Below are 22,666 nucleotides of genomic sequence, written 5' to 3' on the forward strand. Positions count from 1 at the left end.
GGTTTAGTTTGTTTATTGTTTCATCGAGTCGATAATCATGTAAGCAACTCGTAAGGCTTCGGTACCGTCTTCTAAAGTTACTATCGGGGTGGTATTGTTGTTGATGGCATCCGCAAAAGTGTCCAATTCATCCAAAATAGCATTGTTATGACTTACTTCCGGGTTGGCAAAATAAATCTGTTTTCTTTCGCCTTCAGCATTTTGCAATATCATATCAAAGTCACCCGGCACTTCCGGAGCGTCTTTCATCTTAACTACTTCACAAGCCTTGTCTAAATAGTCAACTGAAATGTAGGCATCCTTTTGAAAGAAACGCGACTTACGCATGTTTTTCATTGAAATACGGCTCGAAGTAATATTGGCCACACAACCGTTCTCAAATTCTACACGAGCATTTGCAATATCGGGAGATTGACTTAAAACCGAAACACCACTGGCATGAACCGCTTTTACTTTTGATTTTACCACACTCAATATGGCATCTATATCATGTATCATTAAATCCAAAACCACCGGTACATCTGTACCACGCGGGTTAAACTCAGCCAAACGATGGGTTTCGATAAACATCGGGTTGTCAATCATATCTTTTACCGCTGTAAACGCCGGATTGAAACGCTCTACATGTCCCACTTGTCCTTTAACGTTATATTCTTTGGCAAGGGCTATAATCTCTTCCGCTTCTTCAACCGTGGTAGAAATAGGTTTTTCAATAAAAACATGTTTGCCCGATTTGATAGCTACTTTAGCACATTTGTAATGCGAAAGGGTAGGAGTAACAATATCAATCACATCCACAGCATGGATGAGTTTAGCAATAGTATCAAATTGTTTGTATCCAAATTCGGCTTCTATCTTAGCACCGTTTTCATGGTTTTCGTCGTAAAAGCCAACGAGTTCGTATTTGTCAGATTGTTGTAATAAACGTAAGTGTATTTTTCCGAGGTGACCGGCACCTAAAACGCCAACTTTAAGCATAAAAATAAATTTTACCAAAAATAGAAATTAATTGATAAATGGTAATTGATATTTGTTAATTTGTTTTCTATTTTTACCGAATAAATCCCAACCCAAATTGAAAGACACCAGCAAACATCAAGGACTTCGAAATCAATTAGCCAAACAATTGGAAGAAAAAGGCATTACAGATAAAAATGTCTTAGAGGCTATTCGTAAAATTCCCAGACATTTGTTTCTCAATTCAAGCTTTGAAGACTTTGCCTATCAAGATAAAGCCTTTCCTATTGCCGCCAATCAAACCATTTCACAACCTTACACAGTAGCTTTTCAAACCCAATTGCTACAAGTAAAAAAGGAAGATAAAATTTTAGAAATAGGTACCGGTTCCGGCTATCAAACGGCTGTTTTATGTTTGCTTGGCGCCAAAGTGTATTCGGTAGAAAGACAAAACGAATTGTTTAAAATTACGTCCTCTTTATTACCAAAGCTGGGTATTCGTCCGAAACATTTGTCTTTTGGTGACGGGTACAAAGGTTTGCCCAATTATGCTCCGTTTGACAGTATTATTGTAACGGCCGGGGCACCTATTATTCCGAAAGCGTTAATGGCACAATTAAAAATAGGAGGCAGGCTGGTAATTCCGGTAGGCGAAAACGAACAAGTAATGACCATGCTCATTCGCAAAAACGAAACCCAATTCGAAAAACACGAGTTTGGTGATTTCCGTTTTGTACCGTTATTAGAAGATAAAAATTAAAACGATTTTTTGATTCGATCCAAGTCACGCTTAGTGTCTTGCTCTTTTAAGCTTTCACGTTTATCATAGGTTTTCTTTCCTCGACAAAGCCCAATGTCCAATTTGGCAATCCCTTTTTCATTGGTAAACAATTTCAACGGAATAATGGTCAAACCTTTGGTATCCATAGCTCTTTCCAATTTCTTCAGTTCTCGTTTGTTCAACAACAATTTGCGTTCACTTTTGGCTTTATGATTAAACTGGTTTCCATACAAATACTCATCAATTTGAGTATTAATGGCAAACAATTCATGACGATGAAACTCACAAAACCCTTCCGTAATATTGGCCTTTCCTAATCGGATAGATTTGATTTCCGTTCCGGTTAAAACGATACCTGCTGTGTAAGTTTCAATTATTTCGTAATCGAACTTAGCGCGCTTATTAAGGATGTTTATCGTTTTCAACATAGGACGGCAAATGTATAACTATTGCTTCAATTTGGGATGAAATTAGCAATAAAAAAAATACCTAAACTATGATTTATATCAGTTTCTCAGCAAAATCTTCCGCCTAATTTTGACCTATAATTTTAAACCTATAATCAAAATGAAAAAATTATTATTAGCAGCAGGAATTGTTTTAATGTCATTAACTGCTCAAGCACAAGAAAAAAGTCAAGGCCTTAAAGGAGCATGGTGGGCCACAGCTCAAATTGGATACCAACAATCTAAAACAGGTGATGTAAAAGGAACCAATACTATGATTTTGCCATTAGCCGGTTACTTTATTTCACCTTCTGTAACAGTTGGAGCCGGAATTGGTTCAATTAATATCAAAGCTGATAACGCTTCAGGAACTGCTGCCAACACCAATTTAATTGTGGTTGAACCATTAATTAGAAAATATTGGAATGTTGCCGGAAACTTCTATTTCTTCGGACAATTAGCCGCACCAATCATTTCAGGTAAAGAAAAAGAATCAAATACTAAAGTAAACCAATTCGGTTTAGCCATGTCAGGTGGTGTGGATTTCTTTGTTACCAAAAATTTCTCAGTTGAGTTCTCATATGACTTAGCCAATTTTACCCAAACAACTATCAAACCTGACAGTGGAGACAAAACGACTGTTACCAACTTCTCTGTAGCTCATGTGGCTACTGTTGATCCGGCTTATGTTGATTTATTAGGTGGTAGTGGTCCAAACTTGACTTCTCCGCTATCTTTCGGATTCAAATTCGTGTTTTAATTTATGAGTTAATAGGTTAGTGGTCCGACTTCGGTCGGATGCTAGGAACCGCCTTTCTTGATTGATTGGCGGTTTTTTTTGCTATTTTTGTATCATGCAAAATACACCTTCCAAAGACCCGCTTCACGGAGTTACCCTTCAAAAGATAGTAGAACAACTAGTGGATTTCTATGGTTTTGATACTTTAGGCGAATTAATAAAAATTCGATGTTTCCGTGAAAACCCATCTGTAAAATCGAGTCTCACCTTTTTAAGAAAAACCGATTGGGCTCGCAAACAAGTAGAAACATTATACATCAAAACCTTGCCGAAACTCAAATAATAAAGGAACAACAAATTAGCTGAAGATTCCGAAACGACACCTACACCCTCCGAAAGAAGACCTCCAATGCCTAAAATGCGACCTGCACGCTCCGAAATCGAACCTGTCGCGCCTGAAATTGAACCTGTCGCGCCTGAAATCCAACCTGCACGCTCCCATATCCAACCTGCCACGCCCGAAATTGAACCTGCCGTGCCTAAAATCGAACCTACCACGCCTGAAATCCAACCTACACGCTCCGATATCCAACCTGCCGAGTCCGAGATGGAACCTGCACAACTGAAAGTAACATGGGTAAATAAAAATTAAGGAGTAAAGTTCCGTCTCAATAAGGAATAAATGACCGTATCCCAAAATTTACCTTCCCATAGTTCATTTTCCAAAATATGAGCTTCTTTAACAAAACCGTTTTTTAGTAAAACCCGCTCCGAAGCCGTATTATCAGGGTCAATAACGGCCTCAATCGAATGTAAATTCATTTGCTCAAAACCATAACGCACTACAGCCTTTATCGCTTCAGTTATATAACCCTTACCATTATATTCAGGCAATGACATATAGCCAATTTCCGCCCGATGATTCTCCAGTTGAATTCGGTAATGCCCTATGATACCAATGATTTTGTTACTTCCTTTAACAGTAATTCCCCAATTAATCCCAACATTACTCGCTATCTTTTCTTCAATCATGGCAATATGCTCCAAGGCATCTTCTCTGGTTTTAGCCAAAGGACGCGGTATATATTTCATAGTTTCCGGATTCCCTCGCATAGCAAATACTTCCTCTACATCGTTTTCATCAATACGACGCAACACTAAACGCTCAGTCTCTAAATTTTGAAAGGGGTGGAAATTAATCGTAAGCATGCTTTTTCTTTTTTCGTAAAATTAGATAATTTCTATACTAAAACGATACTCTTGTGAAGATTTACCAGCCAACAGTTGAATACCTTCTTTCTCAATAATATTCCCGCTGGCAGCCAAAGTATCCGAATACCCCGCCCAAGGTTCCAGGCAAATAAACGGAGCATTCTTCTTAGTCCAAATACCAAAATTGGGAAAACCACTAAACTTAAAGTTCAATAAAGGCACTTCATTTTCAAAAATCTGAATTTGCTTTGATGACAACGATTTAAAAATCAAAGCATCCCGCTCAAAAAGAGAATAAGCCAGTGGTAATCGACCGGTATTCAACTGAATTTCCCGCTTGTTCTCGGAAAGCAAATCATTTTCCAGCGCATAACTTAACAACTTTTCATCAGTTTCAAATTGTAAACTGTACTTCTCAAACGAATCATTCAAAGCAAAAGCCGGATGACCACCAATAGAGTAGGGCATGACTCCTTTCCCTTGATTAATAACAGTATAAGTAATAGTTAATTCGGCATCAACCAACAAATAAGTCACCAGCAATTCAAATTCAAAGGGAAAAGCTTGCTTTGTGGCTTCATTACATTGTAAAGAAAAAACTACTTTATTATTTTCACTTGATATTAATTTAAAATCCATATCGCGGGCAAATCCATGACGCGATAGTTTATAAGATTTATTTTGATAGTGATACGAATTGTTTTTTAAAGTCCCCACTATCGGAAAGAGCACAGGGGAGTGTTTTCCCCAATATTCGGGGTTTCCTTCCCAAATGTATTCTCTTTTGGAACTAACATTTTGCAACGATTGAAGTTCGGCTCCCTTAGAATCAATAGTGACCGAGAGTATTGAATTTGAGATAGTTGTAATCAAACCGGAATTGTATTTTTTAATTGAAAAATTTGGTTCGCAAATATATTTGTTTAATTTTATTCTGCCCATTAATCGTATACTAACTTAATCCTATGCATTATGAAACCAAATTTCGAAGCTATTGATAAGGACAAAATTCAGCTCCTTTCCTTTCCGCAAACAGATGTTTTACAATCCCGAGAAGAAATGCAGCAACGCTATCTTGATTTAAACAGAGCCTTGGCTTTGGGAAATCTGGAACATTCTAAAATCAGAATTTATTTTGAAGACAACCAATCTAAAAAAGTAGTCGAAACTACCGTTTGGGCGGTAACCGATCAACGAGTCATACTCAAGCAAGGCCATTCCATCCCCATAAACCGAATTTATAAATCGGCTTAATCAAAAAAAACCACTCTTCGGAGTGGTTTTTTAGTTTTGGCGGTATGCAATTTCAGCATCGATGAAATGCACTTAAGTAAGAATTACTCTTATATAAAACAATAAAAAGTGTAGTTTATCGATTTTATTTGTGTTTTAAACGATAAAATACGTAAAATTGTCTAACCAAATCAAACAATACGTTCTGTCAATATTAATTCAATAAAGTGTTTGCCCCACATCTACTTTATTAAAAAACTTAACCTACTACTATGAAAGCAAAAATGTTTAGAGCATTGTTGCCGTTAGCAATCGTGTTCACTATGGTATCTTGTTCTTCCGATTCTTCTGAAGACACTACAGCAGACAAAAAAGTTGTAACTACCTACAATTACAACGACACTGAGTCAAAGCTGGTTACTTTAATCAACAATTACCGTCAAAGCATTGGATTGAATACTTTAGAAGTAATCAATCACATCTCTTACAAATCAGAAGAGCACAATCTTTACATGATTGAGAATAAAGTGGTAAACCACGATTACTTTCAACAACGCTCAGACAATTTCAAACAAGTATTAGGAGCAGAAAGAGTAGGCGAAAACGTAGCTTACAATTACAACACTGCAGAAAGCGCTTTCAGTGCTTGGATGAACAGTCCGACACACAGAGCCAACATTGAAGGGAATTTTACCCATTTCGGAATTTCCGTAACGACTGACCCGGTATCCGGGAGAAAATATTACACCAACATGTTTATTAAAAAATTACCTTAATAACCATTCGTACAAAGAGAAAATAATAGTTTGATTATTGTTTTGTTTGATTTTGACAGATCTAAAAACCCACTTCCCCAAGTGGGTTTTTTAGTTTATTTAAATCCTAAACGGGTCTTGAGTTTTAAGAACAATAAAGCGATGGAATAGGCGTCTTCAGAAGCTGAGTTCTTTTCGCTTTGCGGTATTTTATACAACTTACTTAAGTCATCCAGAGAGAATGATTTATTGGTTATATCCAATAATTTTTGATGCATGATTTCAATATCCAAAGCTTCATTTTTCAACTTGCCACATTCCATTTTTTCCAGGGCTTCATTAATCATTTCAATATCAAAATGAATGCGATGGCCCACCAATACAGCGTTCCCAATATAATCTACTAAGGATTGAATGGCCTGCGGTTCCGCCAACTTAGATAGTTTGCTTTCAATCAAAAACTCATTGGATAAACCATTATCATGAAGATATTTGTATTGTAAAATAACCACTTCAAAGTTGTCCCCAATTTTAATGATATCATTGACTACACCTATAGCTCCAAAGGAAAGTATCACGTCTTTCTTCGGATTTAAGCCTGTCGTTTCGGTACTTAAGATAACATATCTATTGGATTTCGTTTCAAACTTAGCCAAATACAATTTCCAAAATTCAGGATATTCTTTATTGATATTTTTAATCCAATCTAGCATATTATGAGAATTGTGTCAATCTGAATTTATCTTTTATTAATTCTTCTAATTCTTTCATCGGTCCTAAAGCATTTTTCAGCTTTTCTTTGTCGGCTTTAGTAAGTTCCTCTACATTGATAAAGTCACCGGTACTGTCGTTTTTAAGTCCTTCAAGCGTTCTGAATTTTGACAAAATAAGAAAGGCATCAGCACAATTTAAATAGATTTCTGCATATTTAGGATCTACCATGGCCAATTGCTTGAAACGCAAATAAGTATTGTTAATCCCTCTCAAATTCAAATTAATAGCGAAAAGTCGAGCTCCATCAACCAAAGGCATAATAGCTCTGTTTTTTATGTCAAATTTACCTTTGTGATCACCATCTTCTTCCAAGTTAAATTTTTTGAAAAAATTCAATGGCGGATTTTTGCGCAGGGCATCGTTACCTAGATAATCAAAGAATAAGATGTTATTTTTAGAGTTATTGAAAATCACATCTGTTATAGCATCTTCAATTTTTCCTTCGCCAAAGGCAATTTCATAATCAAAAAAGATACTGCTAATATCATTAGATTTTTCACCCGGCGTTTTCATCCAACTGTTGTATTGTTTTATCCAATCGGTCAATGATTTACACCAAAGCATATTACTGGCCATGTGACCGTTAGGACAGAATTCATAACCTACTTTTTCTAATATAGTGGTGGCTCGTTTGGCTAATTTTAAAAAGTAATCTTTGACATCACGGTATTTTTCCACCGCTACATCTTCAAATACTAAAATACTATCTTGGTCTGTTAGTAAAAGTTGCTCTTTTCTACCTTGACTGCCAATGCTAAGCCATGCAAATCGGGCGGGAGGTGAACCTAAATCAAGTATAGCCAATTCAACCGATCTTTTTACGATAGCCGTTATTATTTCGCCGGAAATATTATAAATATGGGGCAAAGGAATATTTTTAGCGATTGATGTTTGAATCAAATCAGTAAGTTTTTCACGAACTTGCCTTAATTCTTTGGGTGAAAGAGAACGTTTAATTTCTTTTATCAAAACACCCGGATTATTCGCTTGCGCTACAATTAAGTCGTGTTCAGAAATGATTCCTTTGACATCAGATTTGTCAGAGCCGTCAGCGGTTACACACAAATGACTAACATTGTTTTTTAACAATAATAACTGAGCTTCAGCCACAGAAACATTTTCAGGAACCGTAATAACAGGCGAGGACATGATTTTGTCAACGGTATTGGTAATCGGAAATCTTCCGTTGGCAATTTTACTTCTGAAATCGGTATCCGTTACAATACCAATAGGTTGATTTTGCTCGGTAATTAAGGCACTGTCAATTAAATTTTCAGTCATTAACTGTGCCGCATCTTTAATGATGGTTGTGGCTGCAATTTTAATCGGCGTTTTATTATAAGCTAAAGACTGAAAATACTGAATTTCATTAGCTTGATTTTCGGTGTAAACATTATCGGTAATAAGTTTTCCTCGATTTTCTTTATCAAAAGGATTGCGAGTATTGGTAGCAAAACTTTCCAGCAAGAAATCGAGAACTTGTGAATTTTGTGCCACAAAAGGTTTAAAAACATTAATAGGAATGGCATACACTATACTGTCTTCACGAGCTTTAGCAGTCATCATATAATTGTTTTTGGCAAAAAAGGGACGCAAACCAAAAACATCACCGGCATAACATTTATTCAATAAGGTTTCCTCAGCGTCAGCAATTACAGAAAGATTAATAACTCCGGAAGCCACTACATAAAAACTATCGTGAAGCTTATCGTCAATTTGAAATAAAATTTTGTGCTTATCCAAATTAACGACACCAATACTGGTAGCGACCTGAATCAATTCATCATAACTCAGATAATCAAATGGCGGATATTCTTTTAAGAAGTTAGCAATATTTTCAGCTATCGAATTACTCATGATGCAAACAAGTTTAATTTAATGCAATTTGGTACCGACAAAAATAAGAAAGCTTTATCCAAGTTAGGGGCAATTGTTAAAAAGATTTGAAAACTAATAAAGGAGTTAGAATGGGTTACTTTAGAAATAATCTATTTTACATAATATAAATTATGATTCGTCACAAATGGCGCAAATCTTTGATAAACAGTATTTTAGTGATGAACAAAGATACAAAATGACAGCAAATGACAGTCATACGGATTTGGTCCACGATTGCGTAGATTCGCACATGAAAAAATCCAAGGGCTTAGACCCTGAAAAGGGAATTTTTGGGAACCAAAAAACCCTACTTGATAATAATACGGTTTTGGTACGCCACACCGATTCAAATCTACCTGAAAACTTACACCACACAAAGGATTTTGCAGATATCTACAAAACGTTGCTTTTCCGCATGCGAAATGTAGCTAAAACCAATTCCACTATAAAAGAAATTCAAGAGCATAGACGACCAAGAATACATTTTTGTGGTTATGCTCCACATCACCCCGATACTTCTCATATCAGCATGTGTAAGAGCGACACGGGAAACTATTTCTTTAATGGTCTTGCTAACTGTGGTGGCTATTGGCGTTGTCCCGTTTGTGCTGTTAAGATATCAGAAAACAAAAAAGAACTTATCACGCGCATAATAACAGCACACCAATCAAAAAAAATGTCAATAGGCTTTCTGACTTTGACTGTAAGGCACTCCAAACATGACACTCTAAAAAAATCATTAGATAAAATTTTATCTAACTATAGAACAATTCAAAATCAAAGGTTCTATTCTCGTGGTAAAAAAGACATTGGTTTGATTGGCCAAATTAAAACCTTAGAAATAACTAAATCATGGGAAAACGGATGGCATCCGCATTTACATTTGTTATTCTTCTACAATCACAATGATGTTAACTCAATTCAAAAATTCCAAAAGAATTTTATTTCAAAATGGTTTAAATTCAAAGACAATAACGGCCTGCTTCGTGCTCAAAATCAAAAAATGGTCACTTCTGATATCTCCGATTATTTAGCAAAATATGATATCACTTCTGAAATGACAAAGGGTAACATCAAAGGCTCAAAGGGTTTAACCCCATTTACTGCACTTGGTAAGCTCGCTCTAAATGACTTTGAGAATCACAAAGAAAAAGCCTATCTGTATGGCATGTATTGTGAATACGTCGAGCAAACGCAAGGCAGACACTATGTAAATATTAGCAAATCAATATCTAAACTATATCACGATGAAATAAAAGACCTTAACAAAACAGACCAAGAAATTGTTGACGAAGTAACGATTGACGAAATTCTGCTTAAGATATCCATTCCTATTTGGAAAAAGATAGCTCAACATGACCTGCAACCCCTTGTAATAAACAAATGGAAGCAAAACGGAATAGATGGCGTTTACAACCTCTTAACTTATTTCCGAGATTTTGAAAACATAATGATTGAAATTGATAAAAACAATATACACGTAATAACATGAAAAATCAATACGATAATCAACTAAGCATCACACAAGATTTAAACGACTGGGTTGTAATTGACCCGAAATTATTTAGCCATGTCTTTTTGTCGCGACTGCAAAAACTTCAATAATTCCGGTTACATAAACAACCCTTTAACGGCTCATGTAGGGTTCTGCATACAATACAGTCAAACTACAAGATTATTGGAAGATGAACCATGTAAAGCCTTTAATACTCAATTTTCAGAACATTTTGAGGCTGTTAGACAAAAGCATGTAGAAAATGTGCTAAAAGCACGCAAAAACCAAAACCAACAAAAACAATTAACACTTTTTTAAAATGAAAGATTACACTATCGAATTTTACAAAGATGCCTCTAACGGTCACCGTGCGAGAATCAAATCAAATTCAAATGGCAAAATTATTTTTGCCTCGTCTGAAAGTTATGAAAATCGCATTGACTGTGAACAAAATTTGCGTGACGTATTTCATGCTGTTTTTGAGTCCGATTTAATTTAAAGGAAGTATCATGAAATCAACTTTGATAATTATTTTCAGTTTACTTCTTGGGATAGTATGCCTATCAGCATTTATATGTTTTTCGCCAATACTTCTTATAGTTGGGTTCATCCCAAAAAAACGTAATGTAAAACAAAGGGGAGAATGACCCTCTCCCCTTCTTAATTAGCCAATCATGAGCGATACAACCAATTATAAGCCTTTTCAGGCTTTATCTTCAAAAGATATTGAAAGTCTTTTATTTAATATTTCAGAACGTACTGCACAACAGTATCTTACTGATATAAAGCGTACCTATGATTTGAAAGTAGTTACTTATTATCATTTCAAAATGTATTTTAAAATCGGATAAATTACGTTATATACGCAAAAATACGCAAAAACTACGTTAAACCGCAAAACTCAAATTTTGTGGTTTTTTTATACCTCAAATTTGCCTTAACATTTAAACATAAAATAAAAAAATATGCAAGTATTAACTAACGGCGGTAACACCGCGCAAGCATCAGTAAACATCAATAAAGGAATAGGAAGCCTTGTTTTTTATTCTGATTTGGCATTTGATGCTTTGTCTAACGAAAAAATTAATCTGAAAATCCAAAGAAATGGAAAAGACGATATCGAAATCACTCCGGGCACGGTATCGCTTAAAGAATTTATTTTGGCTTGTACCTATGGCGACGATGCTATTACAAGCTCCTCCGATTTTGCAACCGTTTGCGTTTTGGAGTTATGTGAACACGGTGCAATTAATTTACGTGAAAAAGACTTAATCGTCCTTACTTTATCACAATTGGACGACACAAAAACCTACACTTTTGACGGTATTGAGGAACCAACATTTTCTGATGATGTTTATCAGTATCAACGAAAATCAATGGCATCAGAACACGAAAACGCTGATTTTCAAACTCATGGATTTGATACATTAATCTTAACAGACCATGTTTCAATTGAAGAGGTAAATTACACTTTTGACAATGGTATGTCTTGCAAGTACACGTTAAGAGAATTAAGAGCCTTATCGCAAGATAACGACCCAATTGCCTATGTAAAAAACGATGGTAAAGTAACAGCCTCTTTTGCAAACATTTTGCAGTTGCCGTTGAAAGGTGTTGATAAAGTCAACATCAAAAAAGCGCAAGGTGCTATCATCAATTTGTTTATGCGTCATGATGTTGACTTAAGAAACTTATAAAATGGGATTCTTTAAACTCCTTTCAAAGTGGGTAAAAAAACGTCCCGTCAAAGGACGTCCACGCGCCCATGTCGAACCTCGTCACAAAGACGAGTTCGGTACAGACAATAGAAAAAGACATATGTCTTTGCATCCTGAAAAATACAATCGCATGCATCCTAGAAATCAACATGCCTTATCAAGAGCAGGGCATTTTCAAGAACCTCTTAACCAATTCATTAAATAACTATGGGATTTTTCAAAAAAATAGGAGGCTTTATTAAAAAAGCCACAAAACAAATATCGTTTAAAAATGCTGTCTCCCTTGCGGGTTCGATAGACCCTAGCGGGGTTGTAGCGGGATTACAACAAGCCCATTACGAACAAAAAGCAGGTCGTCAGGCAGAAGCTGAACAAATGGCCTATGATGCCACGCAACCCGTCAGGAATGTTGTTGGTGGCTTGGCTTCAAAAGTCGTTGAGGATTTTGGCAGAAGTGTTGCAGATGGAGCCAAAGATGGTTTAGGCAGAGGTGCAGGTGCCTTAGGTGCTCAAATTGCTGACAACACGATAAAAGAGTGGTTTAAAAAACATTGGATGTTAGTCGTTTTTATCCCTCTTGGGTTGATTGTACTATTCATAGTACTTATTAAATGGTTAAGACCAACAAATCGTAGACGTTAATGCAAATTAATCATTTATTGACTGGTTCTGCGGGAGCAGGATTAATCGAGGTAACACAACACGTAGACCCAACACAAAACACAGTTGGTATCATCATGCAATTAATCATTGGGATTGTAACTCTGTGGAAACTGATTAAAAAACCTAAAACCACTAAGTAATGGCAACATCAAGAAAAAATGACACTATCACAAAAAAAAGTGGGTGTAAATTAACCAAGTATTACCCTGAAACGGGTGCGAATAAAGGAGTTCAACAATTTCTTTTTACTGCTTGGAAAAAATCAGAACACGGCTTTTTGTCTGTAAGAGCGGTCACAACGTCAAAATCGCAACAACCAAACAACTCCGATTATATGGGTTCAATTGCTGTCACGATTATCAATAAGGATACCGGCTCAAAAACATTCTATTGGGGTGTGATGCATGTAAAGGACGAAAAAGTCCGCATCCCTGAACTTGGATGGGTTTTGAACCCTAAAGCCAACAACGGTGGATTCTGTGGTAAGTCACAGAAACCAAAGAAATAAACTTAACCTAAAATGCTTTGTTATTAATTCACAAATGAGCCTCGAAAGGGGCTCTTTGTCTAAAAAATTAAAATTATGAAAAACGGGTTTATAGGAGCGTTGAAATTCTTCATTAAATGGTCTGCGTACATCATTGCCACAATTAATATAGTAAAATATGCTATCGACCAATTTGAGGCAATTGAAATGCCAAAATCAGAGGATTTCAAAGAGACACAAACAGAAGATGTTCAACACGAAATAGTGGCAGAAGCCGTTCAAGGTAATGAAGAGCTTCCTCAATAAACATGAAGTTCGAGGATTACGAAATAATAATCCGGGCAACTTAGTAAGAACGTCTTTAGCTTGGCAGGGAAAAATACCTTTTAACCAAAGTAAAGACCAAAAGTTCGAGCAATTTCACTCAATTGAGTTTGGCATCAGGGCTATGTTAAAAGATATCATTCACGATATCAATAACGGAAAAAATACAGTTTATAAGTTGATTTCCGAATATGCTCCAACTGTAGAAAATGACACTTTTGCCTACATCACAAATGTTGCAACTTCTATCGGAGTGGGTCCGTATCAACCGCTAAAAAACATTAATCAGGAATTTTTAAAGGAATTGGCTCGTTCAATTTTTAAAGTAGAATTGGGTAAAGCTCATTCAGAAATTAAAGATAACGATATCTATACCGCTATTGAAATGCTTGGGAATGTATCAACACAAAATCTAATTGTTAACATAAAAAAAAAAGTATCATGAATAGAATTAAATTGTTTTTCGCAGAACACAAATGGGCGTGGTTTGTATTTCTCCCACTAAGTGTAATTCTGCTTTTTGTAATCATAAAAAAAGTTTACAATGCAATTAAGAAAAAACGCCGCTAGTCGCCAAAGAAAACCGCAAAGCGGTTTTTCTTGGCATTTAATCATACGGTATGCGCTTATTATCGTCGGGATTATTTTGTTGTTTCCTCTGTATCGATTCGTAAGACAGCAACTTCTAAAAAATGAAGAGCAAAAAGACGATATTGAAAAAACTAAGAAGTATAACGAAAATCAAAATCCACAAATTGCACAATCTAAAGCCGATAAGATTGTTAACGATAAAGGCGTGCAGCAGGCAGCTAAAAACTTAGCGCACCATTTGGGAACAAAATACAGTGATGTACCTTTTTCATGGACAAAACCCTCCACATGGTCTATATTTAACCCAAAGGGATGGACAGAGAACGACGCGGAAGCTGCTAAAATACTAATATACCAACGTAACAATTATCGTTTCTTAAAAAGGTTGTATTTTGAAGTCTATACTAATTCACGGGATTTGTCCTCTGATGTCTTAAGTCTTCTAGACGATGCAGAATTAAAAAAAGTACAAAAATATCTAAAACTATAATCTTATGCCTTATCCTCCTAAAGTTTTTACGGGTGTAGTCTGTCTTAACAGAAACAGAAAATTGATGTACATTGAGTGTGATATCTTCGACGGCCAAAACTTAAGATTTCCTCCATTACAAGACGATATTTTTATTTTGGAAGTCCTAGTCGAATCAATGCCAATTACCCGTGAGGGTCTTGTCGCGAATCCTCCTTTAGCTCAGTCCTTAAATTGGAAAGAAATATTTTTTATGAATAAAGGCTACTATAAAGAAGATTGGTTAAATGAAGATGATTTCAGACGAAACGACCAAATTATAATTATTACGATTTCGTAAAAACTAAAATAAATTTGTAAATTTTAAAATTATGTTTATATTTGCTTTGAACTTCATGAGTAGGTAAAGGTATTGGAACTACCTCTATGATTGATAAAAATCAAATCAATGTCTTTAATCGTCAAAAATGCCTTAATCAAGGTAACATTTGAACACATACTTACTAATGGGACAAATTCTTGTTGGTTTAAGGTAAAATCCACGTATTTCAGCTATATGATAAAATATTGGCGAAATCAACGTGGATTTCGTTATTTAAAAATATACCCCAAATTGGATAATGGTAGCGCGGGCAATCAAATTGGATTTATAACACAAGGAACTTTTCAATATAACCCCTGATTCTAAGGTACATTATTAATTCGCTAACAGCGTAGCAAAAGCGCCGGCATCACGTAGTAAAATTTAAACATAAAAAATCCCCTATTCAAACGGTATTGGAACTACCTCATAGGGGATATTGATAAAAATCTTATGGCAAATATACAAAAAAAATCAATACATACTATAAATTATGATTCTAATTTTATGCATTTTAATAAACTTACATTAATATGTGTAAAATATTGTTTTTAAACAATATAACCACTCTTATTTAAATTGTAAATTTTAAAAATTCAGCTCTCTAAACTTTTTACCAATAGCTAAACTTAATTTGGTTTTATAATCTTCGACCAACCATTCACGATAATTCTTACTGGTTTTTCCAAGGCATTTTACAAATCTTTTGACACGGCTTTCAATATCATCCGAAAGTAATTTTGACAACATCCTGGCCCCGTTTAATTCGGTTGAATTTTCAACACACATTACAGCATGTTGCAAGATTGATTTTTCGAGTACTTCTTTGGAACGAAAATTCAAGGCGGCATTTTTCTTGAATTCTTCTTCAATATCCATATCAACAACTGCTGTTTTAGCAAACATTTTACGAGTTGCTTCGGGCATTACGTATTTAAAATTATTCTCAATTTCAGCATCATCTCTGAGATTTTCCAAATAATATTCCGGAGATTTAAAGATATGCTGCCAATCTACCGGGTCATTCCACAAACCAAATCGTAAGGCATTGTTTCCTAAATCAATAACTGTGAAATTATCTTTATGCGGTAATTTACGAGAACCACGGCCAATCATTTGAAAATACAACGTCAATGACTTTGTAGCGCGATTCAAAATGATACTCTCTACCGTTGGCTCATCAAAACCTGTTGTTAAAATACCGACAGAAGTTAAAATTGCATCCGGAGTTTTTTTAAACCAATGCAAAATATCTTTTCGGTCTTCAACAGAAGTTGTATTGTCTAGGTGTTTTATAGCATAACCGGCTTCTCTGAACGTTTCATACACATACAATGACGTATTGATTCCATTGTTGAAAATCAGCGTCTTCTTCCCTAATGATTTCTCAGTATAAGCATGCAACAATTTTTCTTGCATAACCATATTCATATACAAATCATCCGAAGATTTTACGGTATAATCGCCATTAATACCGACTTTTAAAGACGTTAGACCAACATCATAACTATAGGTAGTTGCTTTTGCCAAAAAGCCTTTATCAATAAGAGATTGAATAGTATCACCAACAATTAGTTCGTCATAATTCTGATGCATAGGCAACTTAATATTGGAACTTAGTGGTGTTGCTGTAACGCCAAGAATAAATGAATTCTTGAATTGGCTGAGCAATTTTCGGAACGAATTGTAATGAGCTTCGTCAATGATCACCAAACCTACATTGTCAATCATCAGTTTTTCGTCATTCAAACGATTTTTCAGTGTTTCCACCATAGCCACGAAACAAGAATATTCATCCTGATCGGGTAATTCCTTGATGTTGCTGTTGATAATTTTATTTTTAACATCGAAGCCTTTAAGCATTTTGGAAGTTTGCTTGCAAAGCTCAATTCGGTGTGTCAATACCACCACTTTTTTATTGTGTTGTGATAAATAACGTCTCACAATTTCCGAAAAAATAACTGTTTTTCCACCTCCAGTTGGCAATTGATAAAGCAAATGATGGTCATTTGGAGCATTGTCTAATCGGTCAAAAATTTTGTCAATATCGCCCTTCTGGTAACCGTAAAGTTCCTTCTTTTCTTCTATTTCGACATTGAAATCTTTGTGAGACATAGTGGTTTGTACAATTTTGCAAAAGTACAGCTAAAAAAGAGTTCTCACACCATTAAATTTGCAAATAACACAAATTTAATATTCGAGACGTTCTACTACAGCATTGAATTCATAAGCATTAAGCCAATTTTGAGTAATTGCTTCTTCTTTAATGGTTTGTATTCGACTATGAAATTCTACTAAAATGCCATTCTCTATCAAAAAACTAATAGCTTGCTTGAAAGAAGTCAGCATGCTTTTAAAAAACAATTCCTGTTTAACCATTTTTTCAGCAGAAAATGCTTGAGCAATTTCAATAGTATAAAGCATTACATCCGCAATGATAAAGGCATCAACGCCAAGTGATATAAAATGTTTGATAATTTTTTGTGCTACAGAACGACGCATTTTTGCTTTCTTGCTTTTAACCGGAAAGTATTCGTTTGAGATTTTGAACTTAGCTTCCTGAACTAATTTATTTTCATTAGGATTGAACGCAAAATTATAGTACACTTTTACGTCATTAAACTTCTCATAAAGCTCCATAAGTTGCTCTTCCAGCTGTTCTTTGGTTAGGTCGTGCAGGTATTTTTTTAAATCGCGTTTGCTCATGAGTAGTTTATACCAACAAAAGTAACCGCTTTTTAGTTTCTTTATTAATGTTATTACTTAATTTTGCTTTCAAATCAAAAATCATGACCAAACTTTTTAAATTCACTGCCATAGCCGAAGGCGTTTCTTATCTTGTTTTATTTACTAATATGCTATTTATAAAGCCTTCCAATCTTGAACTGTACAAAACTTTGTTGTTTCCTATTGGTATGGCTCATGGTTTATTATTCATTGGTTATGTTATTTTGGCGTTTGCAATTCGGGCCAATCAAAATTGGAATTTGAAAGATTTATTTGTCGTTCAGGTCGCTTCCCTCCTACCATTTGCCACTTTTTATGTGGAGAAAAAATACCTGAGAAATGCATAAATTCGTAGCAAAAATATTTGGCTGGAGCTATCATCTTTTCAAAAAATGGGATTTTGGAGAAACACTTTCTGCCTATTTAAGTTTGGCGATTAACATCGTTATTTTAGCCTTTCTATCCTATATTATTTATTTGGTGTTCCGATTTGTTTTAGTGAGAAGCATGATCATTGTGGCGCGCAAAACCAAGACAAAGTTTGATGATTTATTGGTTTCCAACAAAACGGCTAAATACATTGCCCATTTAATTCCGCTACTGTTTATTTACAAAAGTGTTCCTATTATCTTAGAAAATTTTGTGTATTGGGAAGCTGTTTTCGGAAAACTGGTGGCAATTTATATAGTATTACTGAGCCTATGGATTATCAAAACCATATTGCATGCCGTAAGAGACCATTTAAAATCAAATCCTTCCTATAGTGATAAACCAATTGACAGTTACATTCAGGTAATAATGATTGTACTTTGGTTATTTGCTTTTATTTTCATCGTTTCCAAAATTTTTGACATCAGTACGGTAACCATGATGGGGACTTTTGGAGCTATTTCAGCAATTATCTTATTGATTTTCAGAGATATTATTTTAGGATTTGTAGCCAGTGTACAAGTTTCCTTGAACGATATGGTTCGGATTGGCGATTGGATTACGTTTGATAAATTTGGTGCCGATGGCGATGTCATTGAAATCAACTTGGCTACAGTAAAAGTTCGAAATTTTGACAACACCACCACTACTATTCCTACTTACAGTATGATTTCGGATTCGTTCCGAAACTGGCGCGGAATGCTGAATTCAGAGGGAAGACGAATCAAAAGACACGTTCTTATCAAAGCCAACAGCATTCGTTTTTTGAGTGAAAATGAATTACAGGAATTAAAAAAAATTCAGTTGGTGAGCAGCTATATCGAAAAACGTCAAACTGAAATTGACAAGTTTAACAAAGCGAATCAGATTGATAAATCCATTCTTATCAATGGCAGGAACATGACTAATTTTGGTTTGTTTCGAAAATACATCACTCAATATTTAAGCCAATATCCGGGTTTGAATAAAGAGATGATTTTGCTTTGTCGTCAGCTACAGCCAACACCACAAGGAATTCCGTTGGAAATTTATACGTTTTCAAACGACAAACGTTTTGAAAATTACGAATACATCATGGCCGACATTTTTGACCATGTGTTTGCTTCGATTTCCTATTTTGATTTAGAAGTCTATGAATTAAATTCTGATAAGGATTGTATGCCGAATTAATTGTCTAATCGGTCTTTTACGTATTCAATTTGAGTTTTTCCGTGCGGTGCCGGTTTGCCGTCTTGGCCGAGGCTAACCATAGTAATATTGGCCAATGTAATAATTACTTCTCGAGTCATCATGTTTCGCACCTGACAGGTCAAGGTTAATGATGTTTTTCCAAACTTCACCACATCAATACCAATTTCAACTATATCGCCTTGTTTGGCAGAACTCACGAAATTGATTTCCGACATATGTTTGGTAACAATTTTATTATTTTGAAGCTGAATCACTGAATACAAAGCCAATTCTTCATCAATCCAAGCCAATAAGCGTCCGCCGAATAAAGTACTGTTAGGATTTAAATCTTCTGGTTTTACCCATTTTCTGGTATGAAATCTCATTTTATTGCTGTTTTTTGTAGTGCAAAATTAATGATTTCATCATGGTCGAAGGCTAAATTTGGCAAATCATTAACCGAAAACCATTTCGCTTCTTTAGCATCATCTGAAGCAATAGCCACAACATTCTCAGCAACAAAACCATAGTATGCCACCGAAACCACATGACATCTTGGATCTCTAAACGGTTTACCAAAAGCTTTGAGTTGGGTTAATTCATCGATTTCGATTTGGGTTTCCTCTAACAATTCTCTTTTCACTGCCACATCAATATCTTCATTTTCATCAACAAAGCCAACCGGCAATGCCCAAGCGTTTTGAAATGGTTCATTCTTTCTTTTTATCAACAGTAAATAAAGTTTATTGTTAATAGTTTTAAAAACAACCGCGTCAACAGTCAGGAAAGTATAGGAAACTCTCATCTTTTTAAATTTTTGAGTACTTGATTCTGAATCAATTTGTGGAACTCAATAATAGGGAAAAAAGTTGGTTATTTGGCGGAAACCTTTATATTTGCAATGATTTTAACATTTTATTAAATAATTACAATCATACCATATGAAGAAACACCTACTATTAGTAATTCCGATTTTAAGTATTACATTGTCCGGTAATGCCCAAGATAAAAAGGATGATAAAAAAGCAACCAAAGAACTTATTGGAGTTGAAGCTGACAAAGAAATTGTGGGCGACTCTTATAACAGATGGTCAGTTGAAGTTGATTTCGGGCAAAGTAAAGGAGGTAAACCATATGCTGATGGCTATTTCGCCAGTGATCCTGATAAATTTTTAGGTGGCTTTCAATTTAATCACTATGGTATTGGTGCCAGATATATGTTAAGCCCGAAATTTGGTTTAAAATCACATTTATCCTATGACGATATAAAAAACCTACCGGGTTCTGAAAGTTTAGATTTCAGAGTACAACACATTCAGTTAACTTTTGAAGGTGTAGTTAATGCCGTTAGATTATTTGATATTCAGGATGGTGCCAAAAGATTCGGATTGTTATTCCATTTTGGTATACAAGCAGGACAAATGTCGCCAAAAATGAATACAGCTGTTAGCAATAACAAAGGGAAAAAAGAGTTGAACGGCGGAATCGTAGTTGGGGTAACACCAGCTTACCGACTTTTCAATAATGTTAGTATTTTTACTGACATCACCATCAACTCAAACATCAGACAGCACTTAAATTGGGATGGTTCTTATTCTGCCAGAAGTAACAACTTAACCGGAAGTTTATTTACTACCTCTTTAGGACTTTCATTTGCCTTTGGTAACCAAAAAATACATGGTGACTGGGCTCTTATCCAAGATAAGAAAGATAAAGAAATTGACGCTTTGGGTAACCGAATTGGTGAAATTGAAACGTTAATGAATGATACTGATAAAGACGGAGTGCCGGATTATTTAGACGCAGAAAACAACTCTATTGCAGGTGTTGCTGTTGATACCAAAGGAAGAATGGTTGATAAAAATAACAACGGTGTTCCTGATGAGTTAGAAAAATACATTGATAAAACCATTACCAATAACAACAATACCAACAGTGCAACTGTTACTAATGGTATGTTAGAACAATTAATCAATGACGGTTACGTAGCAGCTTACTTTGATCCAAACAAAGCACAACCAACCAACGCATCCTCTGACAACATCGGCTTTATCTTAAACTACTTGAAAAACAATCCTGATAAATCAATCGAGATTACCGGATATGCTGATGAGTTAGGTAGCACTGATTACAACAATAAATTATCAGGAGACAGAGCTCAAAACGTGAAAGCGATTTTAGCTAAAGCTGGTATCAGCCCATCAAGATTAACAATCGTGGGTAACGGTATTGACAAATCAGTAGATAAAAACTCTGATTACGCCAGACGTTTAGTTCGTAAAGTAGTCTTCAAAATCAAATAATAATTAACAATTAATTATTAATAACTAAAAAAAACCTCTGTTTCACAACAGAGGTTTTTTTTTAACTTTAAATATCTGATAGCTAAACAAGGCTTTATATACTAAAGTTCGTTTGGAACAGCTATAACTTTAAAAACAATCCCCATGGAAGCCAGAGACAATCACGTTCTTGAACTTAGAGGTGAAGCCCTAGGAACAATTAGCCATCAATCCTCGCTTGAAGAAGTTTTTCAAAACAAAACCTTACGCCCAATTTTAAAAATCCAAAACGATTTGTTTGTTGCTGTTTTTATCAATTATGCCATAAAACAGAAAAACGTTTTCTTCAGTCTCACACCCGAAAAGAAAATGACTTATATAGAAAATGTTATCCAACGTGATATTAAATTCAGAAACTCTCTTAAAGGTATTGTAATTGGACTATTTACAGTTGATGAATACAATGAGTACATTCAAAACTCTTCTAATCTAAACAAACGAATGATGAATATGCTGATTGAAAGACTGAAAAGTCAAATTCAAATATTAGAGCCTACTGTTTAAGTTAGTTTATTTGTTTTTTGAAATTTTTCAAATCTAAAATCCTAATCCAAATAAGCTTTCTTAATCTCCAAAAACGATTTATTAGTCAATATCAATTTTAGTATTACATCCTTTCTTAACTCCTCAAGGTCGTCAAATTTTAAATACTTTGCCCAATCCGTTTCGGTAAATACTTCTTTAATAATCCTAATAGTTTTTGCTGTTTCCTTGGCATTTCGCAACACCACCAGCTCCTCGTTTGTTAAAGACTGTTTGTGATAAAAATTCACTTCTTTGGTGGCTGTATTTACCTTGATATAAAATAATTTTGAAGTATCGTCATTAGAATAAAAATCTTCCCAATTGGCATAGGCCACCGTATTATTTTGATTTTTGAATGTGGCTAACGGAATCAGTCTCCAATGACAATCGGCAACTCTTCCCCAATGATTGGAAATGCGGTACACCCCTTTTGGAGTAAAGATGTACTGGCTCCCTGATTTACTTTTGTAATTAATAGTAAACGATTCAATTTCTACAAATGAAACCTCATGCCAAACACAAAAAGTATGGCTATGAAAATTAATTCTGTTATAGGATTTTATCAAAATATGCTGCTTATGTTTCTTGAT

33 protein-coding genes are annotated in these 22,666 nt (G+C 35.0%); 22 read left to right on the forward strand and 11 right to left on the reverse strand.

All coding sequences use genetic code 11. The features are described from left to right. Positions 1–12: 12 nt before the first annotated feature. Positions 13–978 carry a Gfo/Idh/MocA family protein gene (locus tag GUU89_RS12250; protein ID WP_162128185.1) on the reverse strand — a complete coding sequence of 322 codons (966 nt, stop codon included), beginning with the start codon at positions 976–978 and terminating at the stop codon, positions 13–15. A 97-nt stretch (positions 979–1,075) separates the two neighbouring features. Here GUU89_RS12250 and GUU89_RS12255 point away from each other — a divergent pair, with 97 nt between their 5' ends. Beyond that, positions 1,076–1,717, forward strand: coding sequence for a protein-L-isoaspartate(D-aspartate) O-methyltransferase (locus GUU89_RS12255; protein WP_162128186.1), 642 nt, complete (start codon positions 1,076–1,078; stop codon positions 1,715–1,717). Here the strand turns inward: GUU89_RS12255 and smpB are convergent. Next, entirely contained in the window at positions 1,714–2,166 is a 453-nt protein-coding gene (gene smpB, locus GUU89_RS12260; RefSeq protein ID WP_162128187.1) for an SsrA-binding protein SmpB, read from the reverse strand. The genes GUU89_RS12255 and smpB overlap by 4 nt on opposite strands. 139 nt (positions 2,167–2,305) lie before the next feature. On the opposite strand from smpB, the gene GUU89_RS12265 reads away from it, so the two are divergent. The 3 genes from GUU89_RS12265 to GUU89_RS12275 all read left to right on the forward strand — a co-directional run bounded on the left by GUU89_RS12265 (position 2,306) and on the right by GUU89_RS12275 (position 3,575). Continuing rightward, positions 2,306–2,944 carry an outer membrane beta-barrel protein gene (locus tag GUU89_RS12265; protein ID WP_162128188.1) on the forward strand — a complete coding sequence of 213 codons (639 nt, stop codon included), beginning with the start codon at positions 2,306–2,308 and terminating at the stop codon, positions 2,942–2,944. 94 nt (positions 2,945–3,038) lie between these two features. Continuing rightward, complete coding sequence (locus GUU89_RS12270; RefSeq protein ID WP_162128189.1) at positions 3,039–3,266, forward strand: VF530 family protein; 228 nt, start codon at positions 3,039–3,041, stop codon at positions 3,264–3,266. Between the two features lie 66 nt (positions 3,267–3,332). Next, complete coding sequence (locus tag GUU89_RS12275; protein WP_162128190.1) at positions 3,333–3,575, forward strand: hypothetical protein; 243 nt, start codon at positions 3,333–3,335, stop codon at positions 3,573–3,575. On the opposite strand, the gene GUU89_RS12280 is transcribed toward GUU89_RS12275, so the two are convergent. Continuing rightward, positions 3,572–4,132 (reverse strand): GNAT family N-acetyltransferase, encoded by a 561-nt coding sequence (locus GUU89_RS12280; RefSeq protein WP_162128191.1) that lies wholly within the window; start codon positions 4,130–4,132, stop codon positions 3,572–3,574. The two genes, GUU89_RS12275 and GUU89_RS12280, sit on opposite strands and share 4 nt — an antisense overlap. Before the next feature lie 21 nt (positions 4,133–4,153). Then, on the reverse strand, positions 4,154–5,008 hold the full coding sequence (locus tag GUU89_RS12285) for an aldose 1-epimerase family protein (protein ID WP_162128192.1): 855 nt from the start codon (positions 5,006–5,008) through the stop codon (positions 4,154–4,156). 99 nt (positions 5,009–5,107) lie between these two features. Here GUU89_RS12285 and GUU89_RS12290 point away from each other — a divergent pair, with 99 nt between their 5' ends. Together GUU89_RS12290 and GUU89_RS12295 are read left to right on the forward strand one after the other, a co-directional pair. Further along, positions 5,108–5,389, forward strand: a complete 282-nt coding sequence (locus GUU89_RS12290; protein ID WP_162128193.1) for a hypothetical protein — start codon at positions 5,108–5,110, stop codon at positions 5,387–5,389. A 251-nt stretch (positions 5,390–5,640) separates the two neighbouring features. Further along, positions 5,641–6,144 carry a CAP domain-containing protein gene (locus GUU89_RS12295; protein ID WP_202924446.1) on the forward strand — a complete coding sequence of 168 codons (504 nt, stop codon included), beginning with the start codon at positions 5,641–5,643 and terminating at the stop codon, positions 6,142–6,144. A 95-nt stretch (positions 6,145–6,239) separates the two neighbouring features. On the opposite strand, the gene GUU89_RS12300 is transcribed toward GUU89_RS12295, so the two are convergent. Both GUU89_RS12300 and GUU89_RS12305 read right to left on the reverse strand, forming a co-directional pair. Then, positions 6,240–6,836: a 3'-5' exonuclease gene (locus tag GUU89_RS12300; RefSeq protein WP_162128194.1), complete on the reverse strand. Its 597-nt coding sequence runs from the start codon at positions 6,834–6,836 to the stop codon at positions 6,240–6,242. Position 6,837: 1 nt separating this feature from the next. Then, on the reverse strand, positions 6,838–8,754 hold the full coding sequence (locus GUU89_RS12305) for a DUF294 nucleotidyltransferase-like domain-containing protein (protein WP_162128195.1): 1,917 nt from the start codon (positions 8,752–8,754) through the stop codon (positions 6,838–6,840). 166 nt (positions 8,755–8,920) lie between these two features. On the opposite strand from GUU89_RS12305, the gene GUU89_RS12310 reads away from it, so the two are divergent. The 12 genes from GUU89_RS12310 to GUU89_RS12360 all read left to right on the forward strand — a co-directional run bounded on the left by GUU89_RS12310 (position 8,921) and on the right by GUU89_RS12360 (position 14,862). Next, positions 8,921–10,267 (forward strand): protein rep, encoded by a 1,347-nt coding sequence (locus GUU89_RS12310; protein ID WP_162128196.1) that lies wholly within the window; start codon positions 8,921–8,923, stop codon positions 10,265–10,267. A gap of 186 nt (positions 10,268–10,453) precedes the next feature. Then, positions 10,454–10,588 (forward strand): hypothetical protein, encoded by a 135-nt coding sequence (locus GUU89_RS15170; protein WP_262886115.1) that lies wholly within the window; start codon positions 10,454–10,456, stop codon positions 10,586–10,588. Between the two features lies 1 nt (position 10,589). Next, a complete protein-coding gene (locus GUU89_RS12315) occupies positions 10,590–10,769 on the forward strand; it encodes a YegP family protein (protein WP_162128197.1) in 180 nt (59 codons plus the stop codon). 175 nt (positions 10,770–10,944) lie between these two features. Further along, on the forward strand, positions 10,945–11,121 hold the full coding sequence (locus GUU89_RS12320) for a hypothetical protein (protein WP_162128198.1): 177 nt from the start codon (positions 10,945–10,947) through the stop codon (positions 11,119–11,121). Between the two features lie 114 nt (positions 11,122–11,235). Beyond that, positions 11,236–11,967: a hypothetical protein gene (locus tag GUU89_RS12325; protein WP_162128199.1), complete on the forward strand. Its 732-nt coding sequence runs from the start codon at positions 11,236–11,238 to the stop codon at positions 11,965–11,967. Positions 11,968–12,195: 228 nt separating this feature from the next. Next, complete coding sequence (locus GUU89_RS12330) at positions 12,196–12,630, forward strand: hypothetical protein (RefSeq protein WP_162128200.1); 435 nt, start codon at positions 12,196–12,198, stop codon at positions 12,628–12,630. Beyond that, on the forward strand, positions 12,630–12,791 hold the full coding sequence (locus GUU89_RS12335; RefSeq protein ID WP_162128201.1) for a hypothetical protein: 162 nt from the start codon (positions 12,630–12,632) through the stop codon (positions 12,789–12,791). The genes GUU89_RS12330 and GUU89_RS12335 overlap by 1 nt, the downstream gene beginning before the upstream one ends. Next, positions 12,791–13,159 carry a hypothetical protein gene (locus GUU89_RS12340; RefSeq protein ID WP_162128202.1) on the forward strand — a complete coding sequence of 123 codons (369 nt, stop codon included), beginning with the start codon at positions 12,791–12,793 and terminating at the stop codon, positions 13,157–13,159. Before GUU89_RS12335 ends, GUU89_RS12340 begins: the two co-directional genes overlap by 1 nt. A gap of 75 nt (positions 13,160–13,234) precedes the next feature. Then, positions 13,235–13,444 carry a hypothetical protein gene (locus GUU89_RS12345; RefSeq protein ID WP_162128203.1) on the forward strand — a complete coding sequence of 70 codons (210 nt, stop codon included), beginning with the start codon at positions 13,235–13,237 and terminating at the stop codon, positions 13,442–13,444. Beyond that, positions 13,425–13,907, forward strand: coding sequence for a structural protein (locus GUU89_RS12350; protein WP_162128204.1), 483 nt, complete (start codon positions 13,425–13,427; stop codon positions 13,905–13,907). The genes GUU89_RS12345 and GUU89_RS12350 overlap by 20 nt, the downstream gene beginning before the upstream one ends. Before the next feature lie 99 nt (positions 13,908–14,006). Next, the gene (locus GUU89_RS12355) at positions 14,007–14,543 is read left to right on the forward strand and encodes a hypothetical protein (RefSeq protein WP_162128205.1); all 537 of its coding nucleotides are present in this window, start codon (positions 14,007–14,009) and stop codon (positions 14,541–14,543) included. Between the two features lie 4 nt (positions 14,544–14,547). Continuing rightward, on the forward strand, positions 14,548–14,862 hold the full coding sequence (locus GUU89_RS12360) for a hypothetical protein (RefSeq protein ID WP_162128206.1): 315 nt from the start codon (positions 14,548–14,550) through the stop codon (positions 14,860–14,862). Positions 14,863–15,471: 609 nt separating this feature from the next. On the opposite strand, the gene GUU89_RS12365 is transcribed toward GUU89_RS12360, so the two are convergent. Next, positions 15,472–16,998, reverse strand: coding sequence for a DEAD/DEAH box helicase (locus tag GUU89_RS12365; RefSeq protein WP_162128207.1), 1,527 nt, complete (start codon positions 16,996–16,998; stop codon positions 15,472–15,474). 75 nt (positions 16,999–17,073) lie between these two features. After that, on the reverse strand, positions 17,074–17,589 hold the full coding sequence (locus GUU89_RS12370) for a DUF6155 family protein (protein WP_162128208.1): 516 nt from the start codon (positions 17,587–17,589) through the stop codon (positions 17,074–17,076). 83 nt (positions 17,590–17,672) lie between these two features. Between GUU89_RS12370 and GUU89_RS12375 the strand changes: the two genes are divergently transcribed. After that, on the forward strand, positions 17,673–17,957 hold the full coding sequence (locus GUU89_RS12375) for a DUF3817 domain-containing protein (RefSeq protein ID WP_162128209.1): 285 nt from the start codon (positions 17,673–17,675) through the stop codon (positions 17,955–17,957). Next, entirely contained in the window at positions 17,950–19,209 is a 1,260-nt protein-coding gene (locus tag GUU89_RS12380) for a mechanosensitive ion channel family protein (RefSeq protein ID WP_162128210.1), read from the forward strand. Before GUU89_RS12375 ends, GUU89_RS12380 begins: the two co-directional genes overlap by 8 nt. Here the strand turns inward: GUU89_RS12380 and GUU89_RS12385 are convergent. Beyond that, positions 19,206–19,595 (reverse strand): acyl-CoA thioesterase, encoded by a 390-nt coding sequence (locus tag GUU89_RS12385; RefSeq protein WP_162128211.1) that lies wholly within the window; start codon positions 19,593–19,595, stop codon positions 19,206–19,208. The two genes, GUU89_RS12380 and GUU89_RS12385, sit on opposite strands and share 4 nt — an antisense overlap. After that, the gene (locus tag GUU89_RS12390; RefSeq protein ID WP_162128212.1) at positions 19,592–20,014 is read right to left on the reverse strand and encodes an NUDIX domain-containing protein; all 423 of its coding nucleotides are present in this window, start codon (positions 20,012–20,014) and stop codon (positions 19,592–19,594) included. Before GUU89_RS12390 ends, GUU89_RS12385 begins: the two co-directional genes overlap by 4 nt. Before the next feature lie 136 nt (positions 20,015–20,150). On the opposite strand from GUU89_RS12390, the gene GUU89_RS12395 reads away from it, so the two are divergent. Together GUU89_RS12395 and GUU89_RS12400 are read left to right on the forward strand one after the other, a co-directional pair. Then, positions 20,151–21,512 carry an OmpA family protein gene (locus GUU89_RS12395; protein ID WP_162128213.1) on the forward strand — a complete coding sequence of 454 codons (1,362 nt, stop codon included), beginning with the start codon at positions 20,151–20,153 and terminating at the stop codon, positions 21,510–21,512. 144 nt (positions 21,513–21,656) lie between these two features. Beyond that, the gene (locus tag GUU89_RS12400) at positions 21,657–22,055 is read left to right on the forward strand and encodes a glyoxalase (protein WP_162128214.1); all 399 of its coding nucleotides are present in this window, start codon (positions 21,657–21,659) and stop codon (positions 22,053–22,055) included. Positions 22,056–22,096: 41 nt separating this feature from the next. Here the strand turns inward: GUU89_RS12400 and GUU89_RS12405 are convergent, their stop codons facing one another. Beyond that, positions 22,097–22,642 carry a hypothetical protein gene (locus tag GUU89_RS12405; RefSeq protein WP_162128215.1) on the reverse strand — a complete coding sequence of 182 codons (546 nt, stop codon included), beginning with the start codon at positions 22,640–22,642 and terminating at the stop codon, positions 22,097–22,099. Positions 22,643–22,666: the final 24 nt, after the last annotated feature.

It is taken from the genome of Flavobacterium phycosphaerae, assembly GCF_010119235.1.
In the GTDB taxonomy this organism is placed as follows: domain Bacteria; phylum Bacteroidota; class Bacteroidia; order Flavobacteriales; family Flavobacteriaceae; genus Flavobacterium; species Flavobacterium phycosphaerae.